The organism is Streptomyces sp. FXJ1.172 (genome assembly GCF_001636945.3).
In the GTDB taxonomy this organism is placed as follows: Bacteria; Actinomycetota; Actinomycetes; order Streptomycetales; family Streptomycetaceae; genus Streptomyces.
The window spans coordinates 2,474,426-2,501,123 of the sequence record NZ_CP119133.2 but is presented as its reverse complement, the minus strand read 5'-3'; the positions used below and the strand labels follow the sequence as shown (position 1 = coordinate 2,501,123).

At 73.5% G+C, this 26,698-nt stretch carries 20 protein-coding genes and 1 pseudogene; 14 read left to right on the top strand and 7 right to left on the bottom strand.

Annotation, left to right across the window (positions count from 1 at the left end; genetic code table 11):
• Positions 1-53 precede the first annotated feature (53 nt).
• The gene (locus A6P39_RS11080; RefSeq protein ID WP_067046148.1) at positions 54-1,346 is read right to left on the bottom strand and encodes an FAD-binding protein; all 1,293 of its coding nucleotides are present in this window, start codon (positions 1,344-1,346) and stop codon (positions 54-56) included.
• A 164-nt stretch (positions 1,347-1,510) separates the two neighbouring features.
• Here A6P39_RS11080 and A6P39_RS11075 point away from each other — a divergent pair, with 164 nt between their 5' ends.
• The 7 genes and pseudogenes from A6P39_RS11075 (at position 1,511) to A6P39_RS11045 (ending at position 10,294) form a co-directional block, all read left to right on the top strand.
• Positions 1,511-2,185, top strand: coding sequence for a pyridoxamine 5'-phosphate oxidase family protein (locus A6P39_RS11075; protein ID WP_067046150.1), 675 nt, complete (start codon positions 1,511-1,513; stop codon positions 2,183-2,185).
• A gap of 58 nt (positions 2,186-2,243) precedes the next feature.
• Complete coding sequence (locus tag A6P39_RS11070) at positions 2,244-3,590, top strand: radical SAM protein (protein ID WP_067046152.1); 1,347 nt, start codon at positions 2,244-2,246, stop codon at positions 3,588-3,590.
• A gap of 236 nt (positions 3,591-3,826) precedes the next feature.
• Positions 3,827-5,325 (top strand): annotated as a pseudogene (locus A6P39_RS11065) (cellulose binding domain-containing protein).
• 343 nt (positions 5,326-5,668) lie between these two features.
• A complete protein-coding gene (rsgA, locus tag A6P39_RS11060; protein ID WP_067046156.1) occupies positions 5,669-6,799 on the top strand; it encodes a ribosome small subunit-dependent GTPase A in 1,131 nt (376 codons plus the stop codon).
• Positions 6,800-6,874: 75 nt separating this feature from the next.
• Positions 6,875-8,266 carry a DNA-3-methyladenine glycosylase 2 family protein gene (locus tag A6P39_RS11055; RefSeq protein ID WP_199840807.1) on the top strand — a complete coding sequence of 464 codons (1,392 nt, stop codon included), beginning with the start codon at positions 6,875-6,877 and terminating at the stop codon, positions 8,264-8,266.
• Positions 8,263-8,847 carry a methylated-DNA--[protein]-cysteine S-methyltransferase gene (locus A6P39_RS11050; protein ID WP_079133407.1) on the top strand — a complete coding sequence of 195 codons (585 nt, stop codon included), beginning with the start codon at positions 8,263-8,265 and terminating at the stop codon, positions 8,845-8,847. The genes A6P39_RS11055 and A6P39_RS11050 overlap by 4 nt, the downstream gene beginning before the upstream one ends.
• Before the next feature lie 208 nt (positions 8,848-9,055).
• Positions 9,056-10,294, top strand: a complete 1,239-nt coding sequence (locus A6P39_RS11045; RefSeq protein ID WP_067046160.1) for an SGNH/GDSL hydrolase family protein — start codon at positions 9,056-9,058, stop codon at positions 10,292-10,294.
• A gap of 75 nt (positions 10,295-10,369) precedes the next feature.
• Here A6P39_RS11045 and A6P39_RS11040 read toward each other — a convergent pair whose 3' ends face one another.
• Together A6P39_RS11040 and A6P39_RS11035 are read right to left on the bottom strand one after the other, a co-directional pair.
• Positions 10,370-10,852 carry a DUF456 domain-containing protein gene (locus A6P39_RS11040; protein ID WP_067046162.1) on the bottom strand — a complete coding sequence of 161 codons (483 nt, stop codon included), beginning with the start codon at positions 10,850-10,852 and terminating at the stop codon, positions 10,370-10,372.
• A gap of 59 nt (positions 10,853-10,911) precedes the next feature.
• Entirely contained in the window at positions 10,912-11,892 is a 981-nt protein-coding gene (locus A6P39_RS11035) for a helix-turn-helix transcriptional regulator (protein ID WP_067046167.1), read from the bottom strand.
• A 487-nt stretch (positions 11,893-12,379) separates the two neighbouring features.
• Here A6P39_RS11035 and A6P39_RS11030 point away from each other — a divergent pair, with 487 nt between their 5' ends.
• The 3 genes from A6P39_RS11030 (at position 12,380) to A6P39_RS11020 (ending at position 16,582) form a co-directional block, all read left to right on the top strand.
• The gene (locus A6P39_RS11030; protein WP_067046168.1) at positions 12,380-13,978 is read left to right on the top strand and encodes a protein phosphatase 2C domain-containing protein; all 1,599 of its coding nucleotides are present in this window, start codon (positions 12,380-12,382) and stop codon (positions 13,976-13,978) included.
• An 84-nt stretch (positions 13,979-14,062) separates the two neighbouring features.
• Positions 14,063-15,805, top strand: coding sequence for a pyruvate dehydrogenase (locus tag A6P39_RS11025; protein WP_067046170.1), 1,743 nt, complete (start codon positions 14,063-14,065; stop codon positions 15,803-15,805).
• 333 nt (positions 15,806-16,138) lie between these two features.
• Complete coding sequence (locus A6P39_RS11020; protein ID WP_067046172.1) at positions 16,139-16,582, top strand: ATP-binding protein; 444 nt, start codon at positions 16,139-16,141, stop codon at positions 16,580-16,582.
• Positions 16,583-16,713: 131 nt separating this feature from the next.
• Here the strand turns inward: A6P39_RS11020 and A6P39_RS11015 are convergent, their stop codons facing one another.
• Positions 16,714-17,757 (bottom strand): DUF2637 domain-containing protein, encoded by a 1,044-nt coding sequence (locus tag A6P39_RS11015; protein WP_067046174.1) that lies wholly within the window; start codon positions 17,755-17,757, stop codon positions 16,714-16,716.
• A gap of 438 nt (positions 17,758-18,195) precedes the next feature.
• Here A6P39_RS11015 and A6P39_RS11010 point away from each other — a divergent pair, with 438 nt between their 5' ends.
• On the top strand, positions 18,196-18,972 hold the full coding sequence (locus A6P39_RS11010) for a GntR family transcriptional regulator (protein WP_067046176.1): 777 nt from the start codon (positions 18,196-18,198) through the stop codon (positions 18,970-18,972).
• 217 nt (positions 18,973-19,189) lie between these two features.
• Here the strand turns inward: A6P39_RS11010 and A6P39_RS11005 are convergent, their stop codons facing one another.
• The 3 genes from A6P39_RS11005 to A6P39_RS10995 form a co-directional block, all read right to left on the bottom strand.
• Positions 19,190-19,702, bottom strand: a complete 513-nt coding sequence (locus A6P39_RS11005) for a DUF2231 domain-containing protein (RefSeq protein WP_067046178.1) — start codon at positions 19,700-19,702, stop codon at positions 19,190-19,192.
• 77 nt (positions 19,703-19,779) lie between these two features.
• Positions 19,780-20,547 carry a hypothetical protein gene (locus A6P39_RS11000; RefSeq protein WP_067046201.1) on the bottom strand — a complete coding sequence of 256 codons (768 nt, stop codon included), beginning with the start codon at positions 20,545-20,547 and terminating at the stop codon, positions 19,780-19,782.
• 165 nt (positions 20,548-20,712) lie between these two features.
• On the bottom strand, positions 20,713-22,386 hold the full coding sequence (locus A6P39_RS10995; RefSeq protein ID WP_067046180.1) for a PucR family transcriptional regulator: 1,674 nt from the start codon (positions 22,384-22,386) through the stop codon (positions 20,713-20,715).
• Positions 22,387-22,729: 343 nt separating this feature from the next.
• Between A6P39_RS10995 and A6P39_RS10990 the strand changes: the two genes are divergently transcribed.
• From A6P39_RS10990 to A6P39_RS10980, 3 genes are read left to right on the top strand one after another with little or no spacing between them, the layout of a single operon-like run.
• The gene (locus tag A6P39_RS10990) at positions 22,730-23,623 is read left to right on the top strand and encodes an FAD binding domain-containing protein (protein WP_067046182.1); all 894 of its coding nucleotides are present in this window, start codon (positions 22,730-22,732) and stop codon (positions 23,621-23,623) included.
• Positions 23,623-24,195 carry a (2Fe-2S)-binding protein gene (locus tag A6P39_RS10985; protein WP_067046184.1) on the top strand — a complete coding sequence of 191 codons (573 nt, stop codon included), beginning with the start codon at positions 23,623-23,625 and terminating at the stop codon, positions 24,193-24,195. Before A6P39_RS10990 ends, A6P39_RS10985 begins: the two co-directional genes overlap by 1 nt.
• A gap of 5 nt (positions 24,196-24,200) precedes the next feature.
• The gene (locus tag A6P39_RS10980) at positions 24,201-26,585 is read left to right on the top strand and encodes a xanthine dehydrogenase family protein molybdopterin-binding subunit (RefSeq protein WP_067046186.1); all 2,385 of its coding nucleotides are present in this window, start codon (positions 24,201-24,203) and stop codon (positions 26,583-26,585) included.
• Positions 26,586-26,698 lie beyond the last annotated feature (113 nt).

Below are 26,698 nucleotides of genomic sequence, written 5' to 3'. Positions count from 1 at the left end.
GTTCGACAAGGGGTTAGGAAAGGGGCTGTAGAAAGTCCCTCAGCCGTCAGCCGTCAGCCGTCAGTGGTGAGCCCGTCGGTGTCGGGGAGGCCGAGGAGGCCGCGCAGGAAGGCGTTGGTGAACGTGCCGGAAGGATCCAGGGAGCGGACCAGGTCCCGGAAGCCGGCGAACCGCGCATACCGCCCGCGGAGTACGGCCGAGGGGATCTCGAATACCTTCCCCCAGTGCGGACGCGGGTCGAACGGGGTCAGCACCTCCTCCAGCCGGCGCACCACCGGCAGTACCGCCGCCTCGTCCCGCACCCAGGTGAAGTGCAGCGCGACCGAGTCCCGCCCGTGGGCCGGGCTGAGCCACTGGGTGTCGGCGGCGATCGTACGCACTTCGCAGGTCTGCAGTACACCGGCGACTGCCGACCGGATACCGTCGATTGCATACAGTGCATCGACGGCAGTCGACCGCGGCAGCAGATACTCCGACTGGATCTCCTCCCCGCTGCTCGGCGTGAACTCCGCCCGGAAGTGCGGCAGCCGCTCGTGCCACGGCCCGGGCGCGCCCAGCTGCTCGGTGCAGTTGTGCGCGGGCATGCCCGGCACAGGGTGCAGCGGGCCCGCCGCGGGCGCGGCCCATGGGAAGTCCACCGCCGACCGGTCCGTGCGCCGCTTGACCCACACCTGCCTGAAGCCCGGCTCCCGCCAGTCCGTGAACAGGCTCACGCTGTACCCCGCGGCCGCCACGGCATCGAAGTCCAGCCCCTCCAGCGGGAGTTCGGTGTAGACGCGCTGCTCCACCTCGTAGGCCGGCTCCAGGTCGAGCGTGAGCGCGGTGACGACGCCGAGTGCGCCTAGGGAGGTCACGGCACCGTCGAAGCGCGGGTCGTCCCGGCCCATCACCTGAGCCGTGCCGTCCGCGACGACCAGCTCCACCTCCCGGACCGCCGACGCCAGCGGGCCGTTGTCCACGCCCGAGCCATGGGTGCCGGTCGCCACCGAACCGGCCACCGAGATGTGCGGCAGGGACGCCATGTTGGGCAGGGCCAGGCCGTGCGCGTGCACCGTGCGGGCCAGTTCGGCGTAGCGGACCCCGCCCGACACCCGGACCGTGCGCGCGGCCGTGTCGACCTCGGTCACCGGCGGCAGTCCGGCGGTGGACAGCAGCACGCCGTCCGGCCCCGGGTCGGCGATCCGGTTGAAGGAGTGCCCGCTGCCCAGCACCCGCACCCGCGAACTGCCCGCCACCAGCGCCGCAAGCTCGTCCAGCGAGCGCGGACGGTGGAACTCCCGCGCGCGGTAGGTGATGGTGCGCGCCCAGTTCGTGACCGCTCCGGCGGTGCCGGCCGTGCCTGTCATCGGTGCGTTCCTCCCGGAGAGTGCGTGTGCGCCGGCTCCGACCCTCTCATCCACCGAGGGCCGAGCGAGAGACCCTCTACGGATTTCGTTGCAACAGACGGCATGGATTGATGTATGCAAAATTCTGCTGGCCGTATACATGCGATATCGGTACCTTCAGGCGTATGCATCAGGAACCGCTTCCCGGCCGGCTGCCCGTCACCGACCGCACCCGGCACCGCCGGCTGCGCGAACAGGGCAGCCTCGAACGGCCGGAGCTGGAGGCGATCCTCGACGCCTCCTTCGTCTGTCATCTCGGCGTGGTGGTCGACGGGCGGCCGGTCGTCGTGCCCACCGTGTACGGGCGCGACGCACACGTGCTGTATCTGCACGGCTCCGTGGCCAGCCGCAGCCTGGCCGGCGACACCCCGGTGTGCGTGACGGTCACGCACGTGGACGGGCTGGTGCTCGCCCGGTCCGTCTTCGAGCACGGCGTCAACTACCGCAGCGCCATGATCCACGGCACCGCCCGCAAGGTGACCGGCCCCGACGAGAAGCTCGAGGGCCTGCGCCGGCTCACCGAGCACGCGACGCCGGGGCAGTGGTCGTACGCCCGCCGCCCCAGCCGTAAGGAACTGGCCGCCACCACCCTGCTCGCGCTGTCCCTCGAGGAAGCCTCCGTCAAGATCCGCACCGGCGCCCCGGAGGACGGCGAGGGACCCGACGCGGCGCTCGGCCTGTGGGCCGGGGTCCTGCCGCTGACCGCGCTCTGGGGCACCCCGGAGCCCGACCCGGCCCTGGCGCCCGGCATCCCCGTACCGGACCACATCGCGCGTCGTGCGGGGACCCGGCACGGCTGAGCGCCGGGCGGGGGCATACGGTGAGAGCCGTATGCCTGAGCCGGGAGGAGACAGACGGATGGGCAGTCGTACAGCGCTGGTCGAGGATCTGATGGAGCGCTTCCCGCATGTGCCGCGGGAAGCCGTCTTCAAGGAGGACCTGCTCCGCGGCGGTGTCGCCTTCGACCCGTCCGCCCTCAGCGACAACGAGGGCGGCGAGGTCAAGCCGAAGTCGTACTTCATCTTCTCCTTCGACCACGGCACCCTGCCCGAGCTGGGCGAGGCGGCCCTCAGGCGCCCGCCGGAGGAGATCATCCTCACGGGCGGCCCCTACGGCCTGCGCCGCACGGTCGTCTCCGTACGGGTGAACCCCGCCTCGCCGTACCGGGTCGCCGCCGACGACGAGGGGATGCTCGGCCTCTACCTCGACGGCAGGCGCATCGCGGACGTCGGCGTGCCGCCGATGCCGGAGTACTACCGGCACACCCTGTCCAACGGGAAGTCCGTGATGGAGGTGGCCCCGACCATCCAGTGGGGCTACCTGATCTATCTCACCGTCTTCCGGGTCTGCCAGTACTTCGGCGCCAAGGAGGAGTGCCAGTACTGCGACATCAACCACAACTGGCGCCAGCACAAGGCGGCCGGGCGGCCGTACACCGGTGTGAAGGACGTCGAGGAGGTGCTGGAGGCCCTCGAGATCATCGACCGGTACGACACCCAGAAGGCCTCCACCGCGTACACGCTCACCGGCGGAGCCATCACCTCCAGGCTGCAGGGCCGTGACGAGGCCGACTTCTACGGCCACTACGCCAAGGCCATCGAGGAGCGCTTCCCGGGCCGCTGGATCGGCAAGGTGGTGGCCCAGGCGCTGCCGAAGGCGGACGTGCAGCGGTTCAAGGACTACGGCGTGCAGATCTACCACCCCAACTTCGAGGTGTGGGACCGCCGGCTGTTCGAGCTGTACTGCCCCGGCAAGGAGCGCTACGTCGGCCGCGACGAGTGGCACAGGCGGATCCTGGACTCCGCCGAGGTGTTCGGCGCGCGCAACGTGATCCCGAACTTCGTGGCGGGCGTGGAGATGGCCGAGCCGTTCGGCTTCACGACGGTCGACGAGGCGATCGACTCGACCACCGAGGGGCTGCGCTTCTTCATGTCGCACGGCATCACGCCCCGGTTCACCACCTGGTGCCCGGAGCCCACCACCCCGCTCGGCAAGGCCAACCCGCACGGTGCGCCGCTCGAGTACCACATCCGGCTGCTGCAGGCCTACCGTCAGACGATGGAGGACTTCGGACTCTCCTCGCCGCCCGGCTACGGCCCGCCCGGACCCGGCCGCGCGGTCTTCTCGGTCAGCTCCTTCATGGACAGCCTGCCCGCGGACGAGTCCGCCGGCGAACCGGGGCGGACGGCACCGGCCGAGGTGTGATCCCGCGCACCGGCCGGCGCGGCGGTGAGTCAAACGGCCCCCGCGCCCGTACTGGACAGCGGAGTTGGGGGTTCGTCGCGACACGCATCCGTCCCGCCACCATCCGTCACCGGATGTGAACAGGCCGCTTGTCAGTTGTGTCGGGGTCGTGAAAGGCTCGGTGTCCTGCCGCGAGGTTCCCTGCAACTTCCCTTCCCCTATGGTGAGTTGCCCTCGCTCGTGGATGCAGGAGTCCCATGCCCGACCTGCCGACCCCCAAGGACGCCACCGAGGCCGCGCTGTTCTCGGAGGGCTGGGACGCGGTGCTCAGCTACGCGGACCTGTGCACCTCCGGGTCCCTGACGGCTCATCAGCTGGCGACTGAGGCGTTCGCGCTCGGCGTGCGCGAGGTCCGTGCCGCCGAGCGCACCCATGTGCGCGGCGCCGGCCGCCGTACCCCACGGCTGCCGACGATCCCGGCACTGCTCACCGCCGTACGCGACACGGCAGCCGGCTGGGAGGCCGGCGGCACGGGGCACAGGCTCGACCCCGACCTCAGGCTGTGGCTCAACTCCGGCAAGGCGGTGCGCTTCTCGGGTCCGCCGCTGGAGCGCCCCATCGCGCTGCGCGGCCTGCGGGACATGCAGGAGGCGGACGCCTCGCTGCTGTGGCTGGCCGAGGTGGAGGCGCTGCCCCTGCCCACCGTCGCCCGCCGGCTCGGCCTGGACCCGGCCACCGTCGGCGCCGAACTCGACCAGGTCCGCACCCTGTTCCGCGACCGCTGCCACCGCGCCCACTTGGACACCCCGATGGACACGCGGTGCCGCTCCTACGCCCGGCTGCTGGACGCGGTCACCCGCTCACCGGCCGCTGACACTCCCGAGGACCTCTCCCGGCACCTCGCCACCTGCGTCAGGTGCGCCGAGGCCGCCGCCTGTCTGCGCCTGCACGGCGGCTCAGTGCCCGCCGCGCTCGCCGGCGGGGTGATCGGCTGGGGCGGCCTCGCCTACCTGGAGCGCCGCCGGCGCGCCGCCGAGGTCCGGCTCGGCGCGGGCCGCCCGGCGGCGCCGAACCGGCGGGCGGCGACACCGAGGAGGGCGGCGGCCGCAGCCGGGTGCTGCGCGGCGGCCTGCTCGCCGCCGCCGTACTGCTGTCGGCGCTGGCACTCGGCGTGTCGATGATGCCGTTCGGCGGCTCCGGCGACGACACGGCCTCCGGCCGCGACGACCGCCAGCCGGTCGCCGACCCCAGCGTCTCCCGCCCGGCGGGCCGCGGCGCCGGCCGCCCCGCCTCGCCGTCGGCCCCCACCGCCACCGCCCCGTCCGTGACCCCCTCCGCGACCGGTACGACGGCGGACCCCGGCGCCGCCAAGTCCGATCCCGAGCCGCAGGGCAGCACCTCCGCCACCCCGGGGCAGCCCGGCGACGCCGGCGCCTCCGCCGCCGGCTGCCGGGCCGCCTACGACCTCGTCAACCAGTGGCCCGAGGGCTTCCAGGCAACCGTCACCGTCACCACCGACCGGCCCCTGACCGACTGGCGGGTGTCCTGGACGTTCCGCGACGGACAGCAGGTCGGCCAGATGTGGGACGCCACCGTCCACCAGGACGGTCCCCGCGTCACCGCCTTGGCCGCCGACTACAACAAGACCGTCGCCGCACACGGCACCCTGACCTTCGGCTTCATCGCCACCTGGCAGGACCGGAACCGGGCGCCCCACGCCTTCGCGCTCAACGGGTCGCCCTGCGCGGCCGGTTGAGAATCGCCGGCATTCGTTGGCACCTTGCCGATTCCGTACGGGGCGGGGGTGACCGGCACCCGCCTGGTGCCGATCTGCACGGTGGTGTTTCGCACTTCCCGGGCCGAGTAAATCGGTGGCACCCGGGTGCGTGCCGTTCTACAGTCAGGACTGCTTCGAACGGCGGCCGTTGACCGCCGCTGTCGGCCGAGTGAGGAACGGGAGGTGTGACCGATGGCTGTCTCTGTGGTGGGTGCTGCGCGCATCCGGACGTTCATCCAGTTCACCTCCGTGGCTTCCGGCTGACCTTTCCTTTTCCGCGCCGACGTGCGTGTGCCGGGGCCGCCCTTGTGAAGGGTTCCCCTTGAATCTCTCTTCTGCTTCGGCTTCTTCCGCGTCGTCGCACCCTCTGGCCCGCTACGGCTGGGACGAGGGCTGGGAAGCCGAGTTCGCTCCCCATGCCGGGCAGGGCCTCCTGCCCGGCCGTGTCGTACGGGTCGACCGCGGCCAGTGCGACGTCGTCACCCCCGCCGGCACCGTCCGTGCCGACACGGAGTTCGTCGTGCCCCGTGACCCGATGAAGGTCGTGTGCACGGGGGACTGGGTCGCCGTCGACCCCGAAGGCTGCGACCCGCGGTACGTGCGGACGCTGCTGCCCCGCCGTACCGCCTTCGTACGCTCCACCTCCTCCAAACGGTCCGACGGACAGATCCTCGCCGCCAACGTCGACCACGCCGTCATCGCCGTGTCCCTCGCCGTCGAACTCGACCTCGGGCGCGTCGAGCGCTTCCTCGCCCTCGCCTGGGAGTCCGGTGCCCAGCCCGTGGTCGTCCTCACCAAGGCCGACCTGGTGCCGGACCCGGTCACCCTCGCCCACCTCGTCCACGACGTCGAGACGAGCGCGCCCGGGGTGCCCGTGCTCGGCGTCAGCGCCCTGCACGGCGACGGGCTCGACGCCCTCCTCGCGCTCGTCGGCTCCGGCACGTCCGTGCTGCTCGGCCAGTCCGGCGCGGGCAAGTCCACGCTGGCCAACACCCTCGTCGGCGCGGACGTCATGGACGTACGCGCCGCGCGGGACATCGACGGCAAGGGGCGGCACACCACGACCACCCGCAATCTGCTCGCCCTGCCCCGCGGCGGCGTCCTCATCGACACACCCGGGCTGCGCGGTGTCGGGCTGTACGACGCCGGGAGCGGGGTCGGCCAGGTGTTCTCCGAGATCGAGGAACTGGCCGGGCGGTGCCGCTTCCACGACTGCTCCCACCAGATCGAGCCGGACTGCGCCGTCCGCCTGGCCGTCGAGAGCGGGGAACTGCCCGCGCGACGGCTGGAGAGCTACCGCAAGCTCATCCGGGAGAACCAGTGGATCGTCGCGAAGACCGATGCGCGGGTCCGCGCGGAGCTTCGGCGGGACTGGAAGCGGAAAGGCGCCGCCGGGAGGGCCGCGATGGAGATCAAGCGGGGGCGCTTCGAGCAGGGCCGGCAGTGCCACTGAGCAGCACCGCTGAGCAGCGTCGCGTCCGATTTCCGCTAGCCCCTCGTCCCGCGGCGCCCCACACTGGAACACGTGATGGACGAGGACACCAGGTACGAGGCGGTGCGCAGCCGGGACGGGCGGTTCGACGGGGCGTTCTTCTTCGCCGTCGAGACCACCGGGATCTACTGCCGGCCCAGCTGCCCGGCGGTGACGCCCAAGCGGCACAACGTGCGGTTCTTCGCGACCGCCGCCGCCGCGCAGGGCTGCGGGTTCCGGGCCTGCCGGCGGTGCCGGCCCGACGCCGTGCCGGGGTCGGCGCAGTGGAATGCGCGGGCGGACGTCGTCGGGCGGGCCATGCGGCTGATCGCGGACGGCGTCGTGGACCGGGAGGGCGTGGCCGGGCTCGCCTCCCGGCTCGGCTACAGCGCCCGGCAGGTGCAGCGGCAGCTCACCACCGAACTCGGCGCCGGGCCCGTGGCGCTCGCCCGGGCCCAGCGGGCGCACACCGCGCGCGTGCTGCTGCAGACCACCGACCTGCCCATCACCGAGATCGCCTTCGCCTCCGGGTTCGCCAGTGTGCGGCAGTTCAACGACACCGTCCGCGAGGTGTACGCCTCGACACCGACCGAGGTGCGCGCCGCCGCCCCCCGCGGCCGGGCCGGCCGGCGGGCCGCCCCGGGCGCCGGGATCCCGCTGCGGCTCGCCCACCGGGGCCCGTACCAGGCCGGCGCCGTCTTCGACCAGCTGGCGGCGGAGGCGGTGCCCGGCGTCGAGGAGGTGTCCGGCCCGCCGGACGGCCGTACCTACCGGCGCACCCTCCGGCTGCCGTACGGCACGGGGATCGCCGCCGTCGAGGAGCGCACCCGGGCGCCGAAGAGCGGCAGCGGCACCCGTCCGGGCGGCTGGCTCGACGCGCGGCTGCGCCTCACCGACCCCAGGGACCTGACCACCGCGGTGCAGCGGCTGCGGCGGCTGTTCGACCTCGACGCCGACCCGTACGCCGTCGACGAACGGCTCGGCACCGACCCGCGGCTCGCCCCGCTGGTCGCCGCCCGGCCCGGGCTGCGCACGCCCGGCGCCGTGGACCCGCTGGAGGCCGCCGTACGCGCGCTCGTGGGCAGCGCGGCAGCCGAGCCGCTGGTCCGCCGGTACGGCAAGGCGCTCGACGCGCCCTGCGGCGGGCTCACCCACCTCTTCCCAGAGCCCGCCGTGCTCGCCGAGGCCGAACCCGGCGGCCCGCTGGGCGCGCTCGCCGCGGCCCTCGCCGACGGCACCCTGCGGCTGGACGCGGGTGCCGACCGGGACGACGCCGAGGCGGCCCTGCGCGCCCTGCCCGGCATGGACCCGGCCACCGTCGCCGCCGTACGCGCCCGCGCGCTCGGCGATCCGGACGTCGCCCCGCCCGGCACCGAGGTGCCGTCCGCCTGGCGGCCCTGGCGGTCGTACGCCGTCCAGCATCTGCGCGTGGCGGGGGAGCAGGTATGACGGCGGCGGACGTGTACTGGACGCGGCTGGAGTCCCCGGTCGGAGCGCTGCTGCTCACCGCCGACGCGGACGGGGCGCTCACCTCGCTGTCCGTACCCGGGCAGAAGGGCGGTCGCAGGGCCGAGGAGGGGTGGCGGTGCGACGCCGGGCCGTTCCGCGTCGCCGGGGAACAGCTCGCCGCCTACTTCGCCGGTGAACTCACCGTGTTCCGGCTGCCGTTGGCCGCGCACGGCACGGACTTCCGGCAGCTGGTGTGGGCCGCGCTGGACGAGGTGCCGTACGGCACCACTGTCACCTACGGTGCGATCGCCGCGCGCATCGGCGCGTCCCGCGCGGCCGTTCGGGCCGTCGGCGGGGCCATCGGCGCCAACCCCCTGCTGATCGTGCGCCCCTGCCACCGGGTGATCGGCGCGGACGGTTCGATGACCGGGTACGCGGGCGGAGTCGAGCGCAAGATCCGGCTGCTGACCCTGGAGGGAGCGCTCGACGGCATCGAGGCCGGGGCGGAGCGGGAGGGGGAGCGGAAGGCGGAGGGGGAGCGGGAGCCGGAGAGGGAGGGCCGGGCGGTGCCGGGTTGCTGATGCCGGATCCGGGTTCCCCCGATGCCTCGGGCCGATTCTCCTGATGCCGGATGCGTGACCACCGGCCGGCGCCTGTGCGGCCCGCCCCGCGCCACGCTCCCGCAGCGGTTACGCCGAGCGGGTGGACCAGCGTCCACGGTGCCGGGGTGCGGGCCGGCCGTGTGGGACCGTCACCTGCGACGAGCCACGGGGAAGGGCGGGCGCGGACATGGCCAAGGTCGGACGGATCCTCGCGGTGCTGTTGCTGGCGATGCTGCCCGGCCCGACGACCCGGGCCCTCGCCCTCCCGGAGCCGGCTCCGACGGCCACGGCAGCGACGCCGGTGACGACGGCGACGCCGGTGACGCCGGCGGCGGTGTCCTGGGCCGGCAGCTGGGAGACCGCGCCGTCCGGCACCACCGCCGCACGCCCCGGTGCCGCCATCCGCAACGTCGTCCACCTCAGCATCGGCGGCACCGCCGTACGCGTACGGCTGAGCAACCGGTTCGGCACCGGGCCCCTGCACCTCGGCGAGGTCACCGTCGCGCTGCGCCGGGCCGGCCCGGCGGCCCAGCCCGGCACCCTGCGCACCGCCACCTTCCAGGGCGCCGTCTCCGTCACCGTCCCGCCGGGCCAGGACCTGTTCACCGACCCCGTGCCGCTGACCGTGCCCGCCGGCACGGACCTCCTCGTCACCGTGTACACCCCGGACGACAGCGGCCCGGCGACCTCCCACGAGACCGCGCTGCAGACCAGCTACCTGGCCCCGGCCGGCGCGGGCCGGGCCACTGACGGGGACGGCGGCGCCTACACGACCGTCGTCGGCCGCTGGTACTACGTCACCGGCGTCGACGTCCTCGGCGACGGCGCCGGCAGCGTCGTCGCGTTCGGCGACTCGCTCACCGACGGCAACGGTTCCACCCCCGACGCCAACCACCGCTGGCCCGACCGGCTCGCCGCGTATCTGCGCACCGACCGGTTCGGCGTGCTCAACGCCGGGATCTCCGGAAACCGCCTCCTGCACGACGGCACCGGACCGAACGCCCTCGCCCGCCTCGACCCCGACGCCCTGGACCGCGCGGGCGTACGGATCCTGGTGGTCCTGGAGGGCATCAACGACATCAAGGGCAGCCCCGTGGCCGACGACGTCAGCGCGTACGCCGACGCCTACCGCACGCTCGTCAGCCGCGCCCACGCCCGCGGCGTCCGGGTTGTCGGCGTCACCCTCACCCCGTTCCGCGGCTTCGCCGCCTACACCGACGCCCGTGAGGCGGTACGACAGCAGGTGAACGCCTTCATCCGTACCGCGGGCGTCTTCGACGCGGTCGCCGACGCAGACACCGCCGTACGCGATCCGGCCGACCCCGCCCGCATCCTGCCGGCCTACGACCCCGGCGACCATCTGCACTTCGACGACGACGGCATGACGGCCGTGGCTGACACCGTCCTCCATGCCCTGCCCCACTGACCGGCCGGCGCCTGCCCCGCCGGCCTCCGCTGGACGTCGGCCGCTCAGGCGGTCGGCCGACGCTCTCCGCGCCGCTCAGCCCCACAGCACCGCCCCCAGCCACGCCCCCGCGATCAGCAGGCAGGCGAACAGCTCCGCCAGGACGCTGGAGCCGCCCGAACGCATCGCCGTACGCAGGCCGGCCATCGCCTCGCCGTGGCGGCCCAGACGCAGCCGCTCGTACAGGTAGATCCCGCCCATGAAGCCCGGCAGCGCGCCCAGCACCGGCAGCAGCACGAAACCGAGGAGGGCCCCGGCGCCCGCGTACGCCGCCATCCGGGGCGTGGCGCCGCTCTGCCGCAGCCGGCGCGGCGGCAGCGCCCAGCGCCCCGCCAACGACAGCAGCAGCACCCCGGTGGCGCCCACCAGCACACCCCAGGCCACCGGCTGCGGATCCGTCAGCGCCCACCACAGCACCGCGGCCCACACCAGCCACGACCCGGGCACCCCGGGCACCAGCACCCCGCACAGGCCCAGCACGATGACCACGCCGACCAGCAGGAGTTCCGACACTCCCATCTGCCCAGAGTGCCGGAGAAGCATCCGTACGGCAGGCCGGTGACCGGCCCGGCCGCGGCCTACGACCGGGTCACCCAGCCCCGCTCGTACGCGTGCCAGCCCAGCTGCAGCCGGGTCGTGACGCCGGCCAGCTCCATCAGCCGCCGCACCCGGCGCTGCACGGTGCGCAGGCCCAGGTCGAGCTGCTTGGCCACGCTCGCGTCGGTCAGCCCGGCCAGCAGCAGCGACAGCACCTCTAGATCGGTGCCGTCCGGACCGGCGGGCTGCTCCTCGGGCACCCCCGACGCGCCGAGTCGCAGCGGCAGCGCCTCCCGCCACAGCGACTCGAACAGCCCGCACAACAACTCCAGCAGTCCGCTGGCGTGCACCACCAGCGCGGCCGGTTCCGCCGCCGTCGAGGTCAGCGGCACCATCGCCAGCGAGCGGTCGGCCACCACCAGCTTCGTCGGCACCCGGTCCACCACCCGCACCCGTTCGTCCCGGCCCAGCGCGGCCGCCAGCTCGGTCAGACCGTGCGGCAGGTCCAGCACCGCGCGCTCCACGACCACCCGGTAGGCGACCCCGCGCGCGGCCGCCTGCTCCTCGGCCTCGTTCTCCATGCCGGACACGACCACAGGGCGGTCGGTCACCAGCGCGCACACCTCCGTCGCCGCGCCCAGCTGGAGCTGGAGGAAGCGCTGGGCGACCGCCGAGGCACCGGTCACCACCTCCACCAGGTCGTGCACCGCCGGCTCGGCCGCCGCCGCCCGGTACTCCTCGGCCAGCATCGCCGCCGCCGGCTCCGCCTTCTCCAGCTCGTGCCGCTGCTGGGTGAGCAGTGCGCCCAGCGCCACCCCCGGCGGCGCCGCCACCCAGCGGCCCGGCCGGGCCGGGGACTGCGCGGCGAGCCCCTGCCGCTCCAGCCCGCGCAGCGCCCGCTCGGTGTCCGGCTCGGCCAGGGCCAGGCGGCGCGCCAGGTCGGGAACATCGGCCGCACCGACCGACACCAGCGCCCGGTACGCCGCCTCGTGCGTGTCGTCCAGCCCTATCGCCGCCAGCATCGCCTCTGCGCCCTCCCGCACGGCCGGACCCGGAATCCGGGCCCGGGAACAAGCCGTCGCGACGGGCCCGGCCTGGCGGAAACCGGCCACGGCACAAACCCGCCGCGGAACATCATCGCCGTACCGCAGGTGCCGCTGCCAAGGTGGCGGTACCGGGGACGTGCGGTCGCGGTCGCGATTCACAGCCTCGTCTCAGGAAACCAAGCCACAATCCGGCTATCCGACCGGTGCCCGTTCACGGCCCGGTCGCGCGGAGCGTGGTCCGGGCCCGTGCGCGTGCGAGATGCGCGAAGGGGATTCGGGGCCGGGCCACCGCGGACGTCGCCGGGCGGTCCTCCCGTGGGGGGTGGGGCCGCCCGGCGGCCACCGGCCGTTGCTCGTACGGCTGTTCACCGCCTCACCCGATGCGCCGTTCGGCACGGCTGTACGTGCCGGATTTTCCCGATGCCCCGTTTTCATCCGGCCCCTGCGGTGGACAATCGGGGGCATGAACCAGCAGGGGGGAAGGCCCGCCGGTCACGAGGACGACTGGTGGGGGCAGCTCTACGACGACTCCACGGACGACACGGGGCCCACGGCCGCCCCCGATTCCCTGGACGACCGCTTCGCCTCGGCGAAGACCACGGTCACGGGCCGCCCGGTCCCACCACCGCGACGCGACCCGGACCACCCGGACCCGGACCCGGCCGGCCACCGTGACGCGGGAAGGGGCGGCGGCGCCACGGGCCGGGATGCCGACGAGCGGGGGAGAACGGCCCCGTGGGAGTCCGGGGCGGCAGCCGCGTCGCCGCCCCGGCGCACGCCCGATCCTCCCTCCGCGCCCGCCCCGGCGCCCCGGCGCACGCCCGAGCCTCCTCCCGCCCCGCCGCCCCCGGCTCCCCTTACGCTCCGCCTGGCGCCGATGCCCCCGGAACCGCCCCCGGCGCAGCCCGAGTTCCCGCCCACCGCCGGCCCCGTGGAACCGGCCCCAGCGCAGCCCGAGTTCCCGCCCACCGCCGGTCCCGTGGAACCGGTCCCGGTCACCCCTGAGGCGTCCCCGCCCGCCGCCGGTCCCGCGGAGCCGCCGCTCCCGGTCTCGCCCCCGCCCCCACCCCCCTCCGCCGTCGACTACGTGGGTTCCGGGCCCCCCACCTACGACGCCGAGCCCACCGCGTTGCCCTTGGCCGAGCCGGAGGGGCTCGGGGAGCTTGTCGCGGACACCGTGCTGGACGGGGCGCGGTACGGGGCGTGCACGTTGCGGGCCGTGTCGCTGCGCGGGGACTCCGCGCGGTACCGGGGCGAGCCGCGCCGGGACGCCTTGCTCACCGCCCGGTTCGGGACGGGGGAGCAGGCGCTGGTGCTCGTCGCGGTGGCGACCGGTGCGCGGGCCACGCCGGGTGCGCACCTGGCGGCGGCCGAGGCGTGCCGGTGGATCGGGCAGGCCGTGGGCCGCAGCCATCTCCGGCTCGTGGCGGACATCCGGGCCGCCCGGCGCGGCGAGCTGAAGTCGGGGCTGCACCGGCTGACCGACCGCAGCCTCGGCAGACTGCGGGCGAGCGCCGCCGAACAGGGCGCCGACCCGCAGGAGTACACGGCGAGCCTGCGCTGCCTGCTGCTGCCCGCCGACCCTGACTGCCGTACGCGCGTGTTCTTCGGCGTCGGCGACGGCGGCCTGTTCCGGCTGCGCGACGGCTCCTGGCAGGACATGGAGCCGGACGTCACGCCGGACGACGCCACCGGCGATGCCGTCCCCGGTTCCGGTTCCGGCTCGCGGCCCGCGACGCGCCGTGCCGACACCTGCGAGGGCGACCGGCTCACCATGGACCTCGGCATACCCACCCCGCCGAGCCCCTTCGAGCCCGCCCCTTCGCCGCCCCGGGAGCCGTTCCGGTTCCGCGCCCCGCTCGCCCGTCCGGGTGACGCCCTGGTGATGTGCAGCGCGGGCCTGGCCGATCCGCTGCGCGGCGAGCCCGCCCTGTGCGCCTACCTCGCCCGCCGCTGGTCCGGCCGCAGGCCGCCGGGCCTCGCCGCGTTCCTCGCCGACGCCCAGGTACGGGTGAAGGGTTACGCCGACGACCGTACGGCCGCGGCCGTGTGGGAGGCGTAACCGCCGCCCCTGTGGATTGATGGGACCAAGGACCACGGAGGTCATCGGGACAGTCGGGACCATCGAAGGGGCGGACGAGAGAATATGGCCAAACAGAATGTTGCCGAGCAGTTCGTCGACATCCTCGTCCGCGCCGGCGTGCGCCGCCTGTACGGGGTGGTCGGCGACAGCCTCAACCCCGTCGTGGACGCCGTCCGCCGCAACTCCGCCATCGACTGGATCCATGTCCGCCACGAGGAGAGCGCCGCCTTCGCGGCCGGCGCCGAGGCGCAGATCACCGGGAAGCTGGCCGCCTGCGCCGGCTCCTGCGGCCCGGGCAATCTCCACCTGATCAACGGCCTGTACGACGCGCACCGCTCGATGGCCCCGGTGCTCGCGCTCGCCTCCCACATCCCCTCCAGCGAGATCGGCCTCGGCTACTTCCAGGAGACCCACCCCGACCGGCTCTTCCAGGAGTGCAGCCACTACAGCGAACTGATCTCCAACCGGAACCAGATGCCCCGGCTGCTGCAGACCGCCATCCAGCACGCGGTCGGGCAGAGCGGTGTCAGCGTCGTCTCGCTGCCCGGTGACATCGCCGCCGAACCGGCCCCCGAGAAGGCCGCGCAGAGCGCCCTCGTCACCTCCCGGCCCACCGTCCGCCCCGGCGACGCCGAGATCGACGCACTCGTGGAGATGATCGACGCGGCCGGGAAGGTCACCCTGTTCTGCGGCAGCGGCACGGCCGGCGCGCACGCCGAGGTCATGGAGTTCGCGGGGAGGATCAAGTCGCCGGTGGGACACGCCCTGCGCGGCAAGGAGTGGATCCAGTACGACAACCCGTACGACGTCGGCATGAGCGGGCTGCTCGGCTACGGCGCCGCCTATGAGGCCACCCACGAGTGCGATCTGCTGATCCTGCTCGGCACCGACTTCCCGTACAGCGCCTTCCTGCCCGACGACGTGACCATCGCGCAGATCGACGTACGGCCCGAAGTGCTCGGCCGCCGCTCCCGGCTCGACCTCGCGGTCTGGGGCGACGTACGCGAGACGCTGCGCTGTCTGATCCCGCGGGTCGGGGAGAAGACCGACCGGCGGTTTCTCGACCGGATGCTGAAGAAGCACGCCGACGCGCTCGAGGGCGTGGTCAAGGCCTACACCCGCAAGGTCGACAAGCACATCCCGATCCACCCCGAGTACGTGGCCGCCGTGCTCGACGAAGTCGCCGAGGACGACGCGGTGTTCACGGTCGACACCGGGATGTGCAACGTCTGGGCGGCGCGCTACATCTCGCCCAACGGGCGGCGGCGGATCATCGGTTCGTTCTCGCACGGGTCGATGGCCAACGCACTGCCCATGGCGATCGGTGCCCAGTTCACCGACCGGCGCCGGCAGGTGGTGTCCATGTCGGGCGACGGCGGCTTCTCGATGCTGATGGGCGACTTCCTGACCCTTGTCCAGTACGACCTTCCGGTCAAGGTGGTGCTGTTCAACAACTCCTCCCTCGGCATGGTCGAGCTGGAGATGCTGGTCGCCGGACTGCCCTCGTACGGCACGGCCAACACCAACCCCGACTTCGCCGCCGTGGCGCGGGCCTGCGGCGCCCACGGGGTGCGGGTGGACAAGCCCAAGCAGCTCGCCGGTGCCCTCAAGGACGCCTTCAGGCACAAGGGACCGGCGCTCGTGGACGTCGTCACCGACCCCAACGCGCTGTCCATCCCGCCGAAGATCAGCGCCGAGATGGTCACCGGGTTCGCGCTGTCCGCCTCCAAGATCGTGCTGGACGGCGGCGTCGGCCGGATGGTCCAGATGGCCCGCTCCAACCTGCGCAACATGCCCCGCCCGTAGCGGGAACAGCGGACCGGAGGGGCGGATTTCGGCCAGTTTCACGGCGCGTGACGGTGTTCCCACGGCCGGTGCCGGGCGCATCCGTCGCGCCGCCCCGGGGCATCCGTGGCGCCCAGCGCCGTCCGGGGAGCCTGCCGGGCGGGTGCGGCCCGCCCCGGCGGGCGGCCCGCCCGCCGTGGGGCCGTGGCCGAACAGCGGTGCTCGGCCGGGGGCCAGGACTGCCCTGGATCCTGCTGGGCAAGCATCCCCCGTGAACGTGTTCGACCAGGAGGGGCAGGGTCAGACATCGTGCGGGCGGGGGTCATGAAGAGGCAGGCACGAGGGGGCGGTCCCATGGTCGTCGGGACCGTCACGGACACCACGGGGGAAGAGGCCGGCACCACCACGCAGCACGCGCACCGGCTCCGGCGCAGGCTGGGGCGGGCGGACTTGAAGGCGGTGCCCGAGGCCCGCCGGGAGCTGCGCGAACTGCTGCGGCACTGGGGCAAACCGGGCCGCTCGGAGATCGCCGAACTGCTCACCAGCGAGCTGGTCACCAACGCGCTCGTCCACACCGACGACGACGCGGTCCTCACGGCCGTCGTACAGCCGGGCGGACTGCGCGTGGAGGTACGGGACTTCCTGGCCCGCAGACCCGAGCTGAGAGGCCGGGACACGGACGACGACACCCATGGGCGGGGCCTGGTGCTGGTGCAGTCCCTCGCGGATTCCTGGGGCGTGCGGCCGCACGGCGTGGGCAAGGCGGTGTGGTTCGAACTGGGCGCCGAGGCGGCGTGAGGCGGCGCCACGGCAGCGGCGCGGCGGCGGTGTGACGGCGGGGCGGCATGCGACGGGCCGGGGGGCGTGACCCGCGCGGTCACGCCCCCCGGCCCGTCGTGCACGGCACAGGCCCTCGGGCCGCCGCGGCCCTAACCGAACTGCTGCTCAAGGTCCTTCAGCTTGCGCTCCAGGGAGTCCAGGCGCGGCAGGGCCATGGTGTCGTCCTCGGCCGTGAGGTCGACGGTCACCGGCTCAGCGGCGCTGCGGACCGGCTGCAGGGAGGGACGGGCGCGTACGGGCAGCTGTTCCGCGCCGGATATGGCAGGCTCCGCGGTCGCCTGGGCGGGGCCTCGCTCCACCGCCTGCACCTCGACCTCGACCTGCCGGCCGCCGCCGCGCCCGGCGAAGCCGCGGTGGCCCCGGCTGATGGCCTTCAGCTGGGCACGCTCGATGCGCTGCTGATCGCGCCGGCGCCGGCGGGTCTCCTCCTTCTGCCGCCTGTCCTCGCGGACCTCCTCGACCGCCTCGTCCAGGCTGCGCACGTTCTCCAGGAGCATCAGCGACCAGGCCCGGTAGGTCTCGCGGGGAGCACGCAACCAGCGCACGATACGGATCTGCGGCAGCGGACGCGGCACCAGGCCCTGCTCGCGCAGCGCGGCCCGGCGGGTCTGCTTCAGGGCGCGGTCGAACAGGACGGCCGCCGACAGCGACATGCCGGAGAAGAACTGGGGAGCGCCCGCGTGGCCGGCGCCCCGGGGTGCGTGCACCCAGTTGAACCAGGCCGCCGCCGCGGCGAACATCCACACGAGGATCCGGGAGCCGAGCGCCGCGTCACCGTGGCTGGCCTCGCGCACCGCGAGGACGGAACAGAACATCGCCGCGCCGTCCAGGCCGAACGGCACCAGGTACTGCCAGCCGCCGGTCAGCCCCAGGTTCTGTTCGCCGAAGCCGACGAGGCCGTGGAAGGAAAGGGCGGCGGCGACCGCCGCACAGCAGAACAGGAGCACGTAGGAGGCCGTGCCGTATATGGCCTCCTTGCGCCGCCGGCGCTCCTCGCTGCGCTCCCAGGAGTCGTCCGCGCTCGCGTTCTCCCCGGAGGAGCGCTTGCCGCGCGCGAGCACCGCCACCGCCGCCAGCATGCCCAGGAGCAGCACGGCGCCCGGAAGCAGCCAGTTCAGCGATATCAGCTTCATCAGGGGTCCCTTGCATTGGGATAGGGCGTAACGCCCGCCATAGTGGCCCACTCCCGACGGCCCTCAGAGGGTTTCGGGGCAAGAGGCCGCCAAGAAGGTGCAAGGGGATGCCCAGGACGGCGTTCTGCTCGAACTGCCGCATGAGGGGCGGGAGTTGAGTTCGAATAAGACTACCCGCACGGATGGTTCCCCGGAAAGTTCCCGTGACGCGTGAGGAAGCTGTGAATTGCCTGTCCGGGGGTCGGCCCGCGCGGGGAGGCCGGCGGAGATGATCTTAGCGGACATGATCGACCGATGAAGGTAAGGCTGACTTCACTTCTCTCTGGGTAGAGGTGACCCGGAATGTGAACTGTCACGCTGTGCGCCTAAGGTGCTTGACGGACAAGTAACAACCCGTCGTTAAATGACCCAAGTGCCGACAAGCCGCCAGGAGGACCCGTGAAGCAGAGCGCGCAGGGCGCCGCCCGGGTGCCCGCGCAGGTGCGCGCCATGGCCGTACCGGAGGGCCGCCCGCGGCAGCGGGAGGACGCCCTGCCCGGTGCGCGGGGCGAGCACACGCACGCGGAGCGGCCGATTCCCGGGCCGCGGGCCGTGGTGCAGCGCTCCTCGGTGCGCGGGCAGATCCTGGACGCGCTGCGCACGGCGCTGGTGTCCGGCGAGCTGAAGCCGGGCGAGGTCTACTCGGCGCCGGTGCTCGGCGAACGCTTCGGGGTCTCGGCGACGCCCGTGCGCGAGGCCATGCAGCAGCTCGCCCTGGAGGGCGCCGTCGAGGTCGTGCCCAACCGCGGCTTCAGGGTCGTCGAGCGGGGCGCGCGGGAGCTGGCCGAGCTGGCGGAGGTGCGGGCGCTCATCGAGGTGCCGGTGATGCTGCGGCTGGCCCGTACGGTCCCCGCCGAGCGGTGGGCCGAGCTGCGTCCGCTGGCGGAGGAGACGGTCCGCGTGGCCGCGTCCGGCTGCCCGGCCGCGTACGCCGACTGCGACCGGGCCTTCCACCGTGCGCTGCTGTCCCTCGCGGGCAACGAGCAGCTCGTGCGGACCGTCGAGGACCTGCACCGCCGTGCCCAGTGGCCGCTGGCCGGCGGCCCGGTCCGGCACGCCCGCGCCGGCCTGGTCGCGGACGCGGCGGAACACACGGCCCTGCTGGAGGCACTGATCACGCGGGATCTGGAAGTGGTGCGGGAGCTGGTGGGAGAGCACTTCAACGGCGCGGGCTGAGCCGCTTCGGGGCCCGCCGCAGGGCCCCCGGCCGTCCCCCGGGGTGCCGGTCCGTCGTGGCCGGCCGCTCCCCGGGTTCCCGGCTCCGCCCGGAGTCGGGAACCCGGGGACTCCATCGCGGCAGGGGGCCGCGCATCGGCACGGCCCGCGTGCCTCCCGCGGGGAGCCTCAGGACTCCGGGGGCCTGGGACTCCGGGCCTCGGGACTCCGGGGCGCCTCAGGAGCCGCCGGCCGAGCCGCCCGCCGACTTCGAGAAGCTGTCGTGCCACGCCGCCTTCGCGCCCGAGTCACCGATGCGGTACACGTCCACCACCGCGCCCACCGCCACGGCCAGCGACAGCGCGGCCACCACGATCCGTACCGGAACGGCGGACCAGCGCAGGACGCCGGAGCGGCCGGCCTCGGCCGGAGCCCGGCGCGCGGCCCACCACACCACCGCCGCCAGCACGAACAGGCCCAGCGCCCAGGGGAGCAGCCCGTCGCCCAGCTCGGTGTGGCGGCGCACCAGGGGGTCGTCGTCCACGTGCCGCTCGAGCCACTCCCCGGCATGGGTGGTCAGCGGCACGCTGAGCAGTGCCACGAAGGCGACCGAGGGCAGCAGCACGCCGAGCCGGCGGGCGACGCGCGGCCACAGGGCGCCCGCGGTCAGGGCGAGGGCGGTCATCGGGATCAGCACGACGACGACATGGACCAGCAGGACATGGGCGGGCAGCCCGTTGACGAGGTTCATCGCAAGGACGCGCTCCTGTGAGGGGGCAGGGGCGCGTCACACTGGCACAGCAACCTCTCAGGCGCCTCTGAGCACACTCAGGCGGTCGCCGCCCCCGGCGCCGGCGGGGCCAGCCGGCGCGCCAGCCAGGTCGGTACCCCGCCGAGCAGCCGGAACAGCCGCCGTGCCTCCTCCAGCAGCCGGGACGCCTCCGGCTCCGACTCCGTCTCGGCCAGCGAGGCCAGGGCGGGCGCCGTACCCACCAGGTAGCCCAGCTCCTCGAGGATCCGCAGCGATTCGGCGAACCCGTGCCGGGCCTCGGCCAACTCGCCGTCGCGCAGCGCGAGTCCGGCGAGGTGGCGCCAGGTGAAGGACAGCAGCAGCGGGTCGGCGTGGGCCGTGGCGCCCGCGTGCGCCCGGCGGTAGGCCGCGCGGGCCGCCTGCGGGGAACGGGTCAGGTTCTCGGCGAGCAGGCCCCGGCGGAAGTCCAGCAGGGCCCGGCCCCGCGCCCCCGGAGGGATCAGCGCCGCCGCCCGGCCGAGCGCGGCCCGCGCCTCGTCCGCCCGGTCCCGTACGCCGTGCAGCGTGGCCGCGTAGGCGAGCTGGCCGCGCTCGCAGGCGGCGGCGCCCCGTTCCTCGTCGCCGTGCGCGAGCGCCTCCGCCGTGCGCAGGGCGTCCTCGGCCTCCGCCCAGCCCCGCTCCGTGTACAGGCACCGTTCGACCAGCAGCGCGGCCCGTTGCACCGCCGCGGCGGGGGTGTCCCGCGGCAGCAGGGCGGCCGCGTCCGCCCAGCAGGCCCGCGAGCGCAATCGCCACACCGCGGTCTGGAGCGGATCGTCACCTGCGGTCGTTCCGTTGCCAGACATGGCGGAGTGCGCCACTTGCCCTCCCCGAGCACGCCATCGAGCTGTTGAGTGGTGGCGGCATTCCAGCACCGATCGCCGGGCCGGGCCAAGGGGGTGGGTGAAAGATTTCACAAAGTAGTGGGGTGCGGGCGTGACCGGTTCGGCCCCCGCGCGCCCCCGCCGGCCTCAGCTCATCCGCAGCGCCAGGAAGAAGTCCAGCTTGTCCTCCAGGCGCGAAAGGTCACGTCCCGTCAACTGCTCGATCCGGCCGACCCGGTAGCGCAGTGTGTTGACGTGCAGGTGGAGCCGGGTGGCGCAGCGGGTCCAGGAGCCGTCGCAGTCGAGGAACGCCTCCAGGGTCGGGATCAGCTCGGCCCGGTGGCGGCGGTCGTAGTCCGTCAGCGGGTCCAGCAGGCGGGCCGTGAAGGCGCGGCGGACGTCGTCGGGGACGAAGGGCAGCAGCAGGACGTGGCTGGCCAGTTCCTGATGGCCGGCCGCGCAGACCCGGCCGGGGCGGGCCGCGGCCACCCGGCGGGCGTGCCGGGCCTCTTCCAGCGCGCCGCGCAGCCCCTCCGCCGAGTGCACGGCCGCGCTCACGCCGAGCGTGACCCTTCCGTCGTCGTCCAGGCCCGCCGAGAGCGGCTCGCGCACCGACCGCAGCAGGGCGTCGGCGAGCAGACCGGTCTCCGAGCCGTCGTGCTCGGAGGAGACGGCGGGCAGCGGGACCAGGGCGATCGCCTCGTCACCGGTGTGCGCGACGGCGATCCGGTCGGACGGCTCGGGGCCGGTCGCCTGCGGGTCGACCAGCACTTCCTCCAGCAGCGACTGGGCGACCGGGCCGCCCTCGACCTGCTCGCCGTCCCACTCCACGCGGGCCACCACGACCTGCCAGTGCGGGGCCGCGCCGAGCCCGGGCAGCAGCACCGGGGCGGCCACCCTGAGGCGGGCCGCGATCTCGGCGGGCGCGGCACCCGTCTGGACCAGCTCCAGCACCTCCTGGGCGAGCCGGCGCCGCACCGTGCGGGCCGCGTCCCGGCGGTCCCGCTCGACGGCGATCAGCTGGGTGACGCCCTGGAGCAGGTCCATGCGCTCCTCGGGCCAGTCGCCCGCGTCCGCCTCGACGGCCAGCAGCCAGTCCGACAGGACCGTCTCGCGCACGTCGCGGGCGGCCTGCGGGGAGCGGCCGACGGAGCGCACCGGGAACAGCGAGTACGTCGCACCGCCCAGCAGGACGCGGTGCGGGCCGCGCCGGCCGGTGCGGGTGGCCGCCAGGTGCTCGGCGGCCAGCTTCGCGCAGGTCTCGGCGGGCAGGTCCGCTCCCGCCACCTTGGAGCCGGCGATCATCCGTCCCGTGGGGGAGAGCACCCAGGCGCGCAGGTCCAGGTCGGTGCCGAGCAGGTCCAGGACCACGTCCGGACCGCCGCCCGCCGGGCCCGAGGTCATCATCCGCCGGTGCCGGTCCACCACGGCGGCCAGGTCCCCGGCGCGCTCGCTGGAGACCTGCCGTACGACGTGCTCGGTGATCGTCGCGAACGCCACCGACTCGTGCACCGCGAACAGCGGCAGCCGGTGCCGGGCGCAGGCCAGCACCAGGTCGTCCGGCACATCGCCCAGCTCCGCCTCGCCGGCCGCGAGGGCCGCCACCCCGGCCTGCACCAGGATGCGCACGAACGACTCGGAGTCGTCGGCGTCCCGGCGCCAGGCGAGGCCCGTCAGCACCAGCTCGCCGCCGGAGAGGTAGCGGCTCGGGTCGCGCAGGTCGGTCGTCATGACCCCGCGCACCGAGCGGTCCAGCTCGTCCTCGCCGCCGAGCAGCCGCAGCCCCAGCACATCGGTGTCCAGAAGTGCGCGCAGCCGCATCTCGTCGCCGCCGTTCTTTGTCTCGAAACCTACGATGGATCTTGGAGGGTGACGTGGGAAGGGCCCGGCACGCGGCCGCACAGGGCGCACTCCGGGGTCTCCTTGCTGTTTCCTGCGTTTCCCCAGGAAATCGGAGAGGTTACCGATGACCCCCGTTCATACGAATCTACAAGATGCCCAGCGTGGCCAGCCAACTCCTTCATGGTTTCGGTGACTGACCGCACCGGAGTACGGGGCGGTGTACTGAGTCCACTGCGCGTTAACAGGACATGAACGAGCCGGGCCCGCCGCACACGGATTGGCTCAAACTGAACGACCCACGAGACGAAGAAGAGAGCCGGTCATGGACTTCCTTCGCCCCGCCAGCTGGGAGGAGGCGCTCGCCGCGAAGGCCGAGCACCCCACCGCTGTGCCGATTGCGGGTGGCACCGATGTGATGGTCGAGATCAACTTCGACCACCGCCGGCCCGAGTACCTGCTCGACCTCAACCGCATCGGCGACCTCTACGAGTGGGAGGTCGGCGAGGAGAGCGTGCGGCTGGGTGCCTCCGTCCCGTACACCAGGATCATGGAGAACCTCCGCGGCGAGCTGCCGGGCCTCGCGCTCGCCTCGCACACGGTCGCCTCCCCGCAGATCCGCAACCGCGGCGGCGTCGGCGGCAACCTCGGCACGGCCTCGCCCGCCGGTGACGCCCACCCGGCCCTCCTCGCCGCCGGCGCCGAGGTCGAGGCTCAGTCCGCGGCCCGCGGTACCCGCCTGATCCCGATCGACGAGTTCTACACCGGCGTCAAGCGCAACGCGCTCCAGCCCGACGAGCTGATCCGCGCCGTGCACGTGAAGAAGGCGGACGGCCCGCAGCAGTACTCGAAGGTCGGCACCCGCAACGCCATGGTCATCGCGGTGTGCGCCTTCGGTCTCGCCCTGCACCCCGCGACCCGCACCGTCCGGACCGGCATCGGCTCCGCCGCCCCGACCCCGGTGCGCGCCAAGGCGGCCGAGGAGTTCTTGAACGCGGCGCTCGAAGAGGGCGGCTTCTGGGACAACGGAAAGATCATCACCCCGTCGGTCGCCAAGCAGTTCGCCGATCTGTGCTCGGCCGGCTGCAACCCGATCGACGACGTCCGGGGCACCGCGAGCTACCGCCGCCACGCGGTCGGCGTGATGGCCCGCCGGACGCTGACCTGGACCTGGGAGTCGTACCGCGGCGCCCGCCGCGCATCTGAGGGAGCTGCGTAATGCGCGTCAACTTCACCGTCAACGGACGTCCGCAGGAGGCCGACGACGTCTGGGAGGGCGAGTCCCTGCTGTACGTCCTGCGTGAGCGCCTCGGCCTGCCCGGCTCCAAGAACGCCTGCGAGCAGGGCGAGTGCGGCTCCTGCACGGTCCGCCTGGACGGCGTGCCGGTGTGTTCGTGCCTGGTCGCGGCCGGCCAGGCAGAGGGCCGCGACGTCGTGACCGTCGAGGGCCTCGCGGACTATGCCAAGGAGCGGTCCTGCGGTACGGGTGCCTGCGGCACGACGCTGCAGGACGCCCAGCAGTGGCGGGCCAAGGGCACCGACTCGCAGACCGGCGAGGGCACCGGACTGAGCCCGATCCAGCAGGCGTTCATCGACGCCGGCGCCGTCCAGTGCGGCTTTTGCACCCCGGGTCTGCTCGTCGCCTCCGACGAACTCCTGGAGCGCAACCCCAACCCGTCCGACGCGGACATCCGTGAGGCGCTGTCGGGCAACCTGTGCCGCTGCACGGGCTACGAGAAGATCATGGACGCGGTCCGCCTCGCGGCCGCCCGCCAGTCCGAGGGGGTCTGACAGACATGCCGACCAACGGCGCTCCTACGAAGATCACGCAGGGCTCGCAGACCAAGGGCGGCATCGGGGAGTCCACGCTCCGCCCGGACGGCACCCTCAAGGTCACCGGCGAGTTCGCGTACTCGTCCGACATGTGGCACGAGGACATGCTCTGGGGCCAGATCCTGCGCTCCACCGTCGCGCACGCCGAGATCGTGTCGATCGACGTCTCCGAGGCGCTCGCCATGGCGGGTGTGTACGCGGTGCTGACGTACGACGACCTGCCCACCGAGGTGAAGAACTACGGCCTGGAGATCCAGGACACCCCGGTCCTCGCGCACGGCAAGGTACGCCACCACGGCGAGCCGGTCGCGATCGTCGCCGCCGACCACCCGGAGACGGCCCGCCGCGCCGCCGCCAAGATCAAGGTCGACTACAAGGAACTGCCCGTCATCACCGACGAGGCCTCCGCCACCGCGCCGGACGCGATCCTGGTCCACGAGGGCCGCGACGACCACCACGCGGGCCACGTCCCGCACCCCAACATCGTGCACCGCCAGCCGATCGTCCGCGGCAATGTGGAGGAGGCCCGCAAGCGGGCCGACGTCATCGTCAAGGGCGAGTACACCTTCGGCATGCAGGACCAGGCCTTCCTCGGCCCCGAGTCCGGCCTCGCCGTCCCCGAGGAGGACGGCGGCGTCCACCTCTACATCGCCACCCAGTGGCTCCACTCCGACCTGCGCCAGATCGCGCCCGTCCTCGGCCTGCCCGAGGACAAGGTGCGCATGACGCTGGCCGGCGTCGGCGGCGCGTTCGGCGGCCGCGAGGACCTGTCGATGCAGATCCACGCCTGCCTGCTGGCGCTGCGCACCGGCAAGCCCGTCAAGATCGTCTACAACCGGTTCGAGTCCTTCTTCGGACACGTCCACCGGCACCCGGCGAAGCTGTACTACGAGCACGGCGCCACCAAGGACGGCAAGCTCACGCACATGAAGTGCAAGATCGTCCTGGACGGCGGCGCCTACGCCTCCGCCTCCCCGGCGGTCGTCGGCAACGCCTCCTCCCTCTCCGTCGGCCCGTACGTGATCGACGACGTCGACATCGAGGCGATCGCCCTCTACACCAACAACCCGCCCTGCGGCGCCATGCGCGGCTTCGGCGCGGTCCAGGCCTGCTTCGCCTACGAGGCGCAGATGGACAAGCTGGCCAAGGAGCTGGGCATGGACCCGGTGGAGTTCCGCCGGCTCAACGCCATGGAGCAGGGGACCATCATGCCGACCGGGCAGCCGGTCGACTCCCCGGCCCCGGTCGCCGAACTGCTGCGCCGCATCAAGGCGATGCCGCTGCCGCCCGAGCGCCAGTGGGAGTCCAGCGAGGGCGCCGACGTACGGCAGCTGCCCGGCGGTCTGTCCAACACCACGCACGGCGAGGGCGTCGTCCGCGGCGTCGGCTACGCGGTCGGCATCAAGAACGTCGGCTTCTCCGAGGGCTTCGACGACTACTCCACCGCCAAGGTCCGCATGGAGGTCATCGGCGGCGAGCCGGTCGCGACCGTGCACACCGCGATGGCGGAGGTCGGACAGGGCGGTGTCACCGTCCACGCGCAGATCGCCCGCACCGAGCTCGGCGTCACCCAGGTGACCATCCACCCGGCCGACACCCAGGTCGGCTCGGCGGGTTCGACCTCGGCCTCCCGGCAGACGTACGTCACCGGCGGCGCCGTGAAGCACACCTGCGAGCTGGTCCGCGAGAAGGTCCTGGAGATCGGCCGCCGCAAGTTCGGCAGCTACCACCCGGCCTGGGCGACGGCCGAACTCCTGCTGGAGGGCGGCAAGGTCGTCACCGACGGCGGCGAGGTCCTCGGCGACCTGGCCGACGTCCTCGAGGGCGAGAGCGTCGAGATCGAGGCGGAGTGGCGGCACCGGCCGACCGAGGCCTTCGACCTGCGCACCGGCCAGGGCAACGGTCACGTCCAGTACTCCTTCGCCGCGCACCGGGCGGTCGTCGAGGTCGACACCGAACTCGGCCTGGTCAAGGTCATCGAGCTGGCCTGCGCCCAGGACGTCGGCAAGGCGCTCAACCCGCTCTCCGTCATCGGCCAGATCCAGGGCGGCACGACCCAGGGCCTGGGCGTCGCGGTGATGGAGGAGATCATCGTCGACCCGAAGACCGCCAAGGTCAGGAACCCCTCCTTCACGGACTACCTGATCCCCACGATCCTCGACACGCCGACCATCCCGGTCGACGTGCTCGAACTCGCCGACGAGCACGCCCCGTACGGGCTGCGCGGCATCGGCGAGGCCCCGACCCTGTCGTCCACCCCGGCCGTCCTCGCGGCGATCCGGAACGCGACCGGGCTGGAGCTGAGCCGCACTCCGGTACGGCCCGAGCACCTCACGGGGACCGCGTAACCAGCCCACAGCTCTCCGGGCGGCGCAGGGAACGTCACACACTCCGCCGCGCCGCCCGGAGGAACCCCTTTGAGTTCCGCTCCGCTCGCGGTCCTTGAAGTACCAGGAAATTC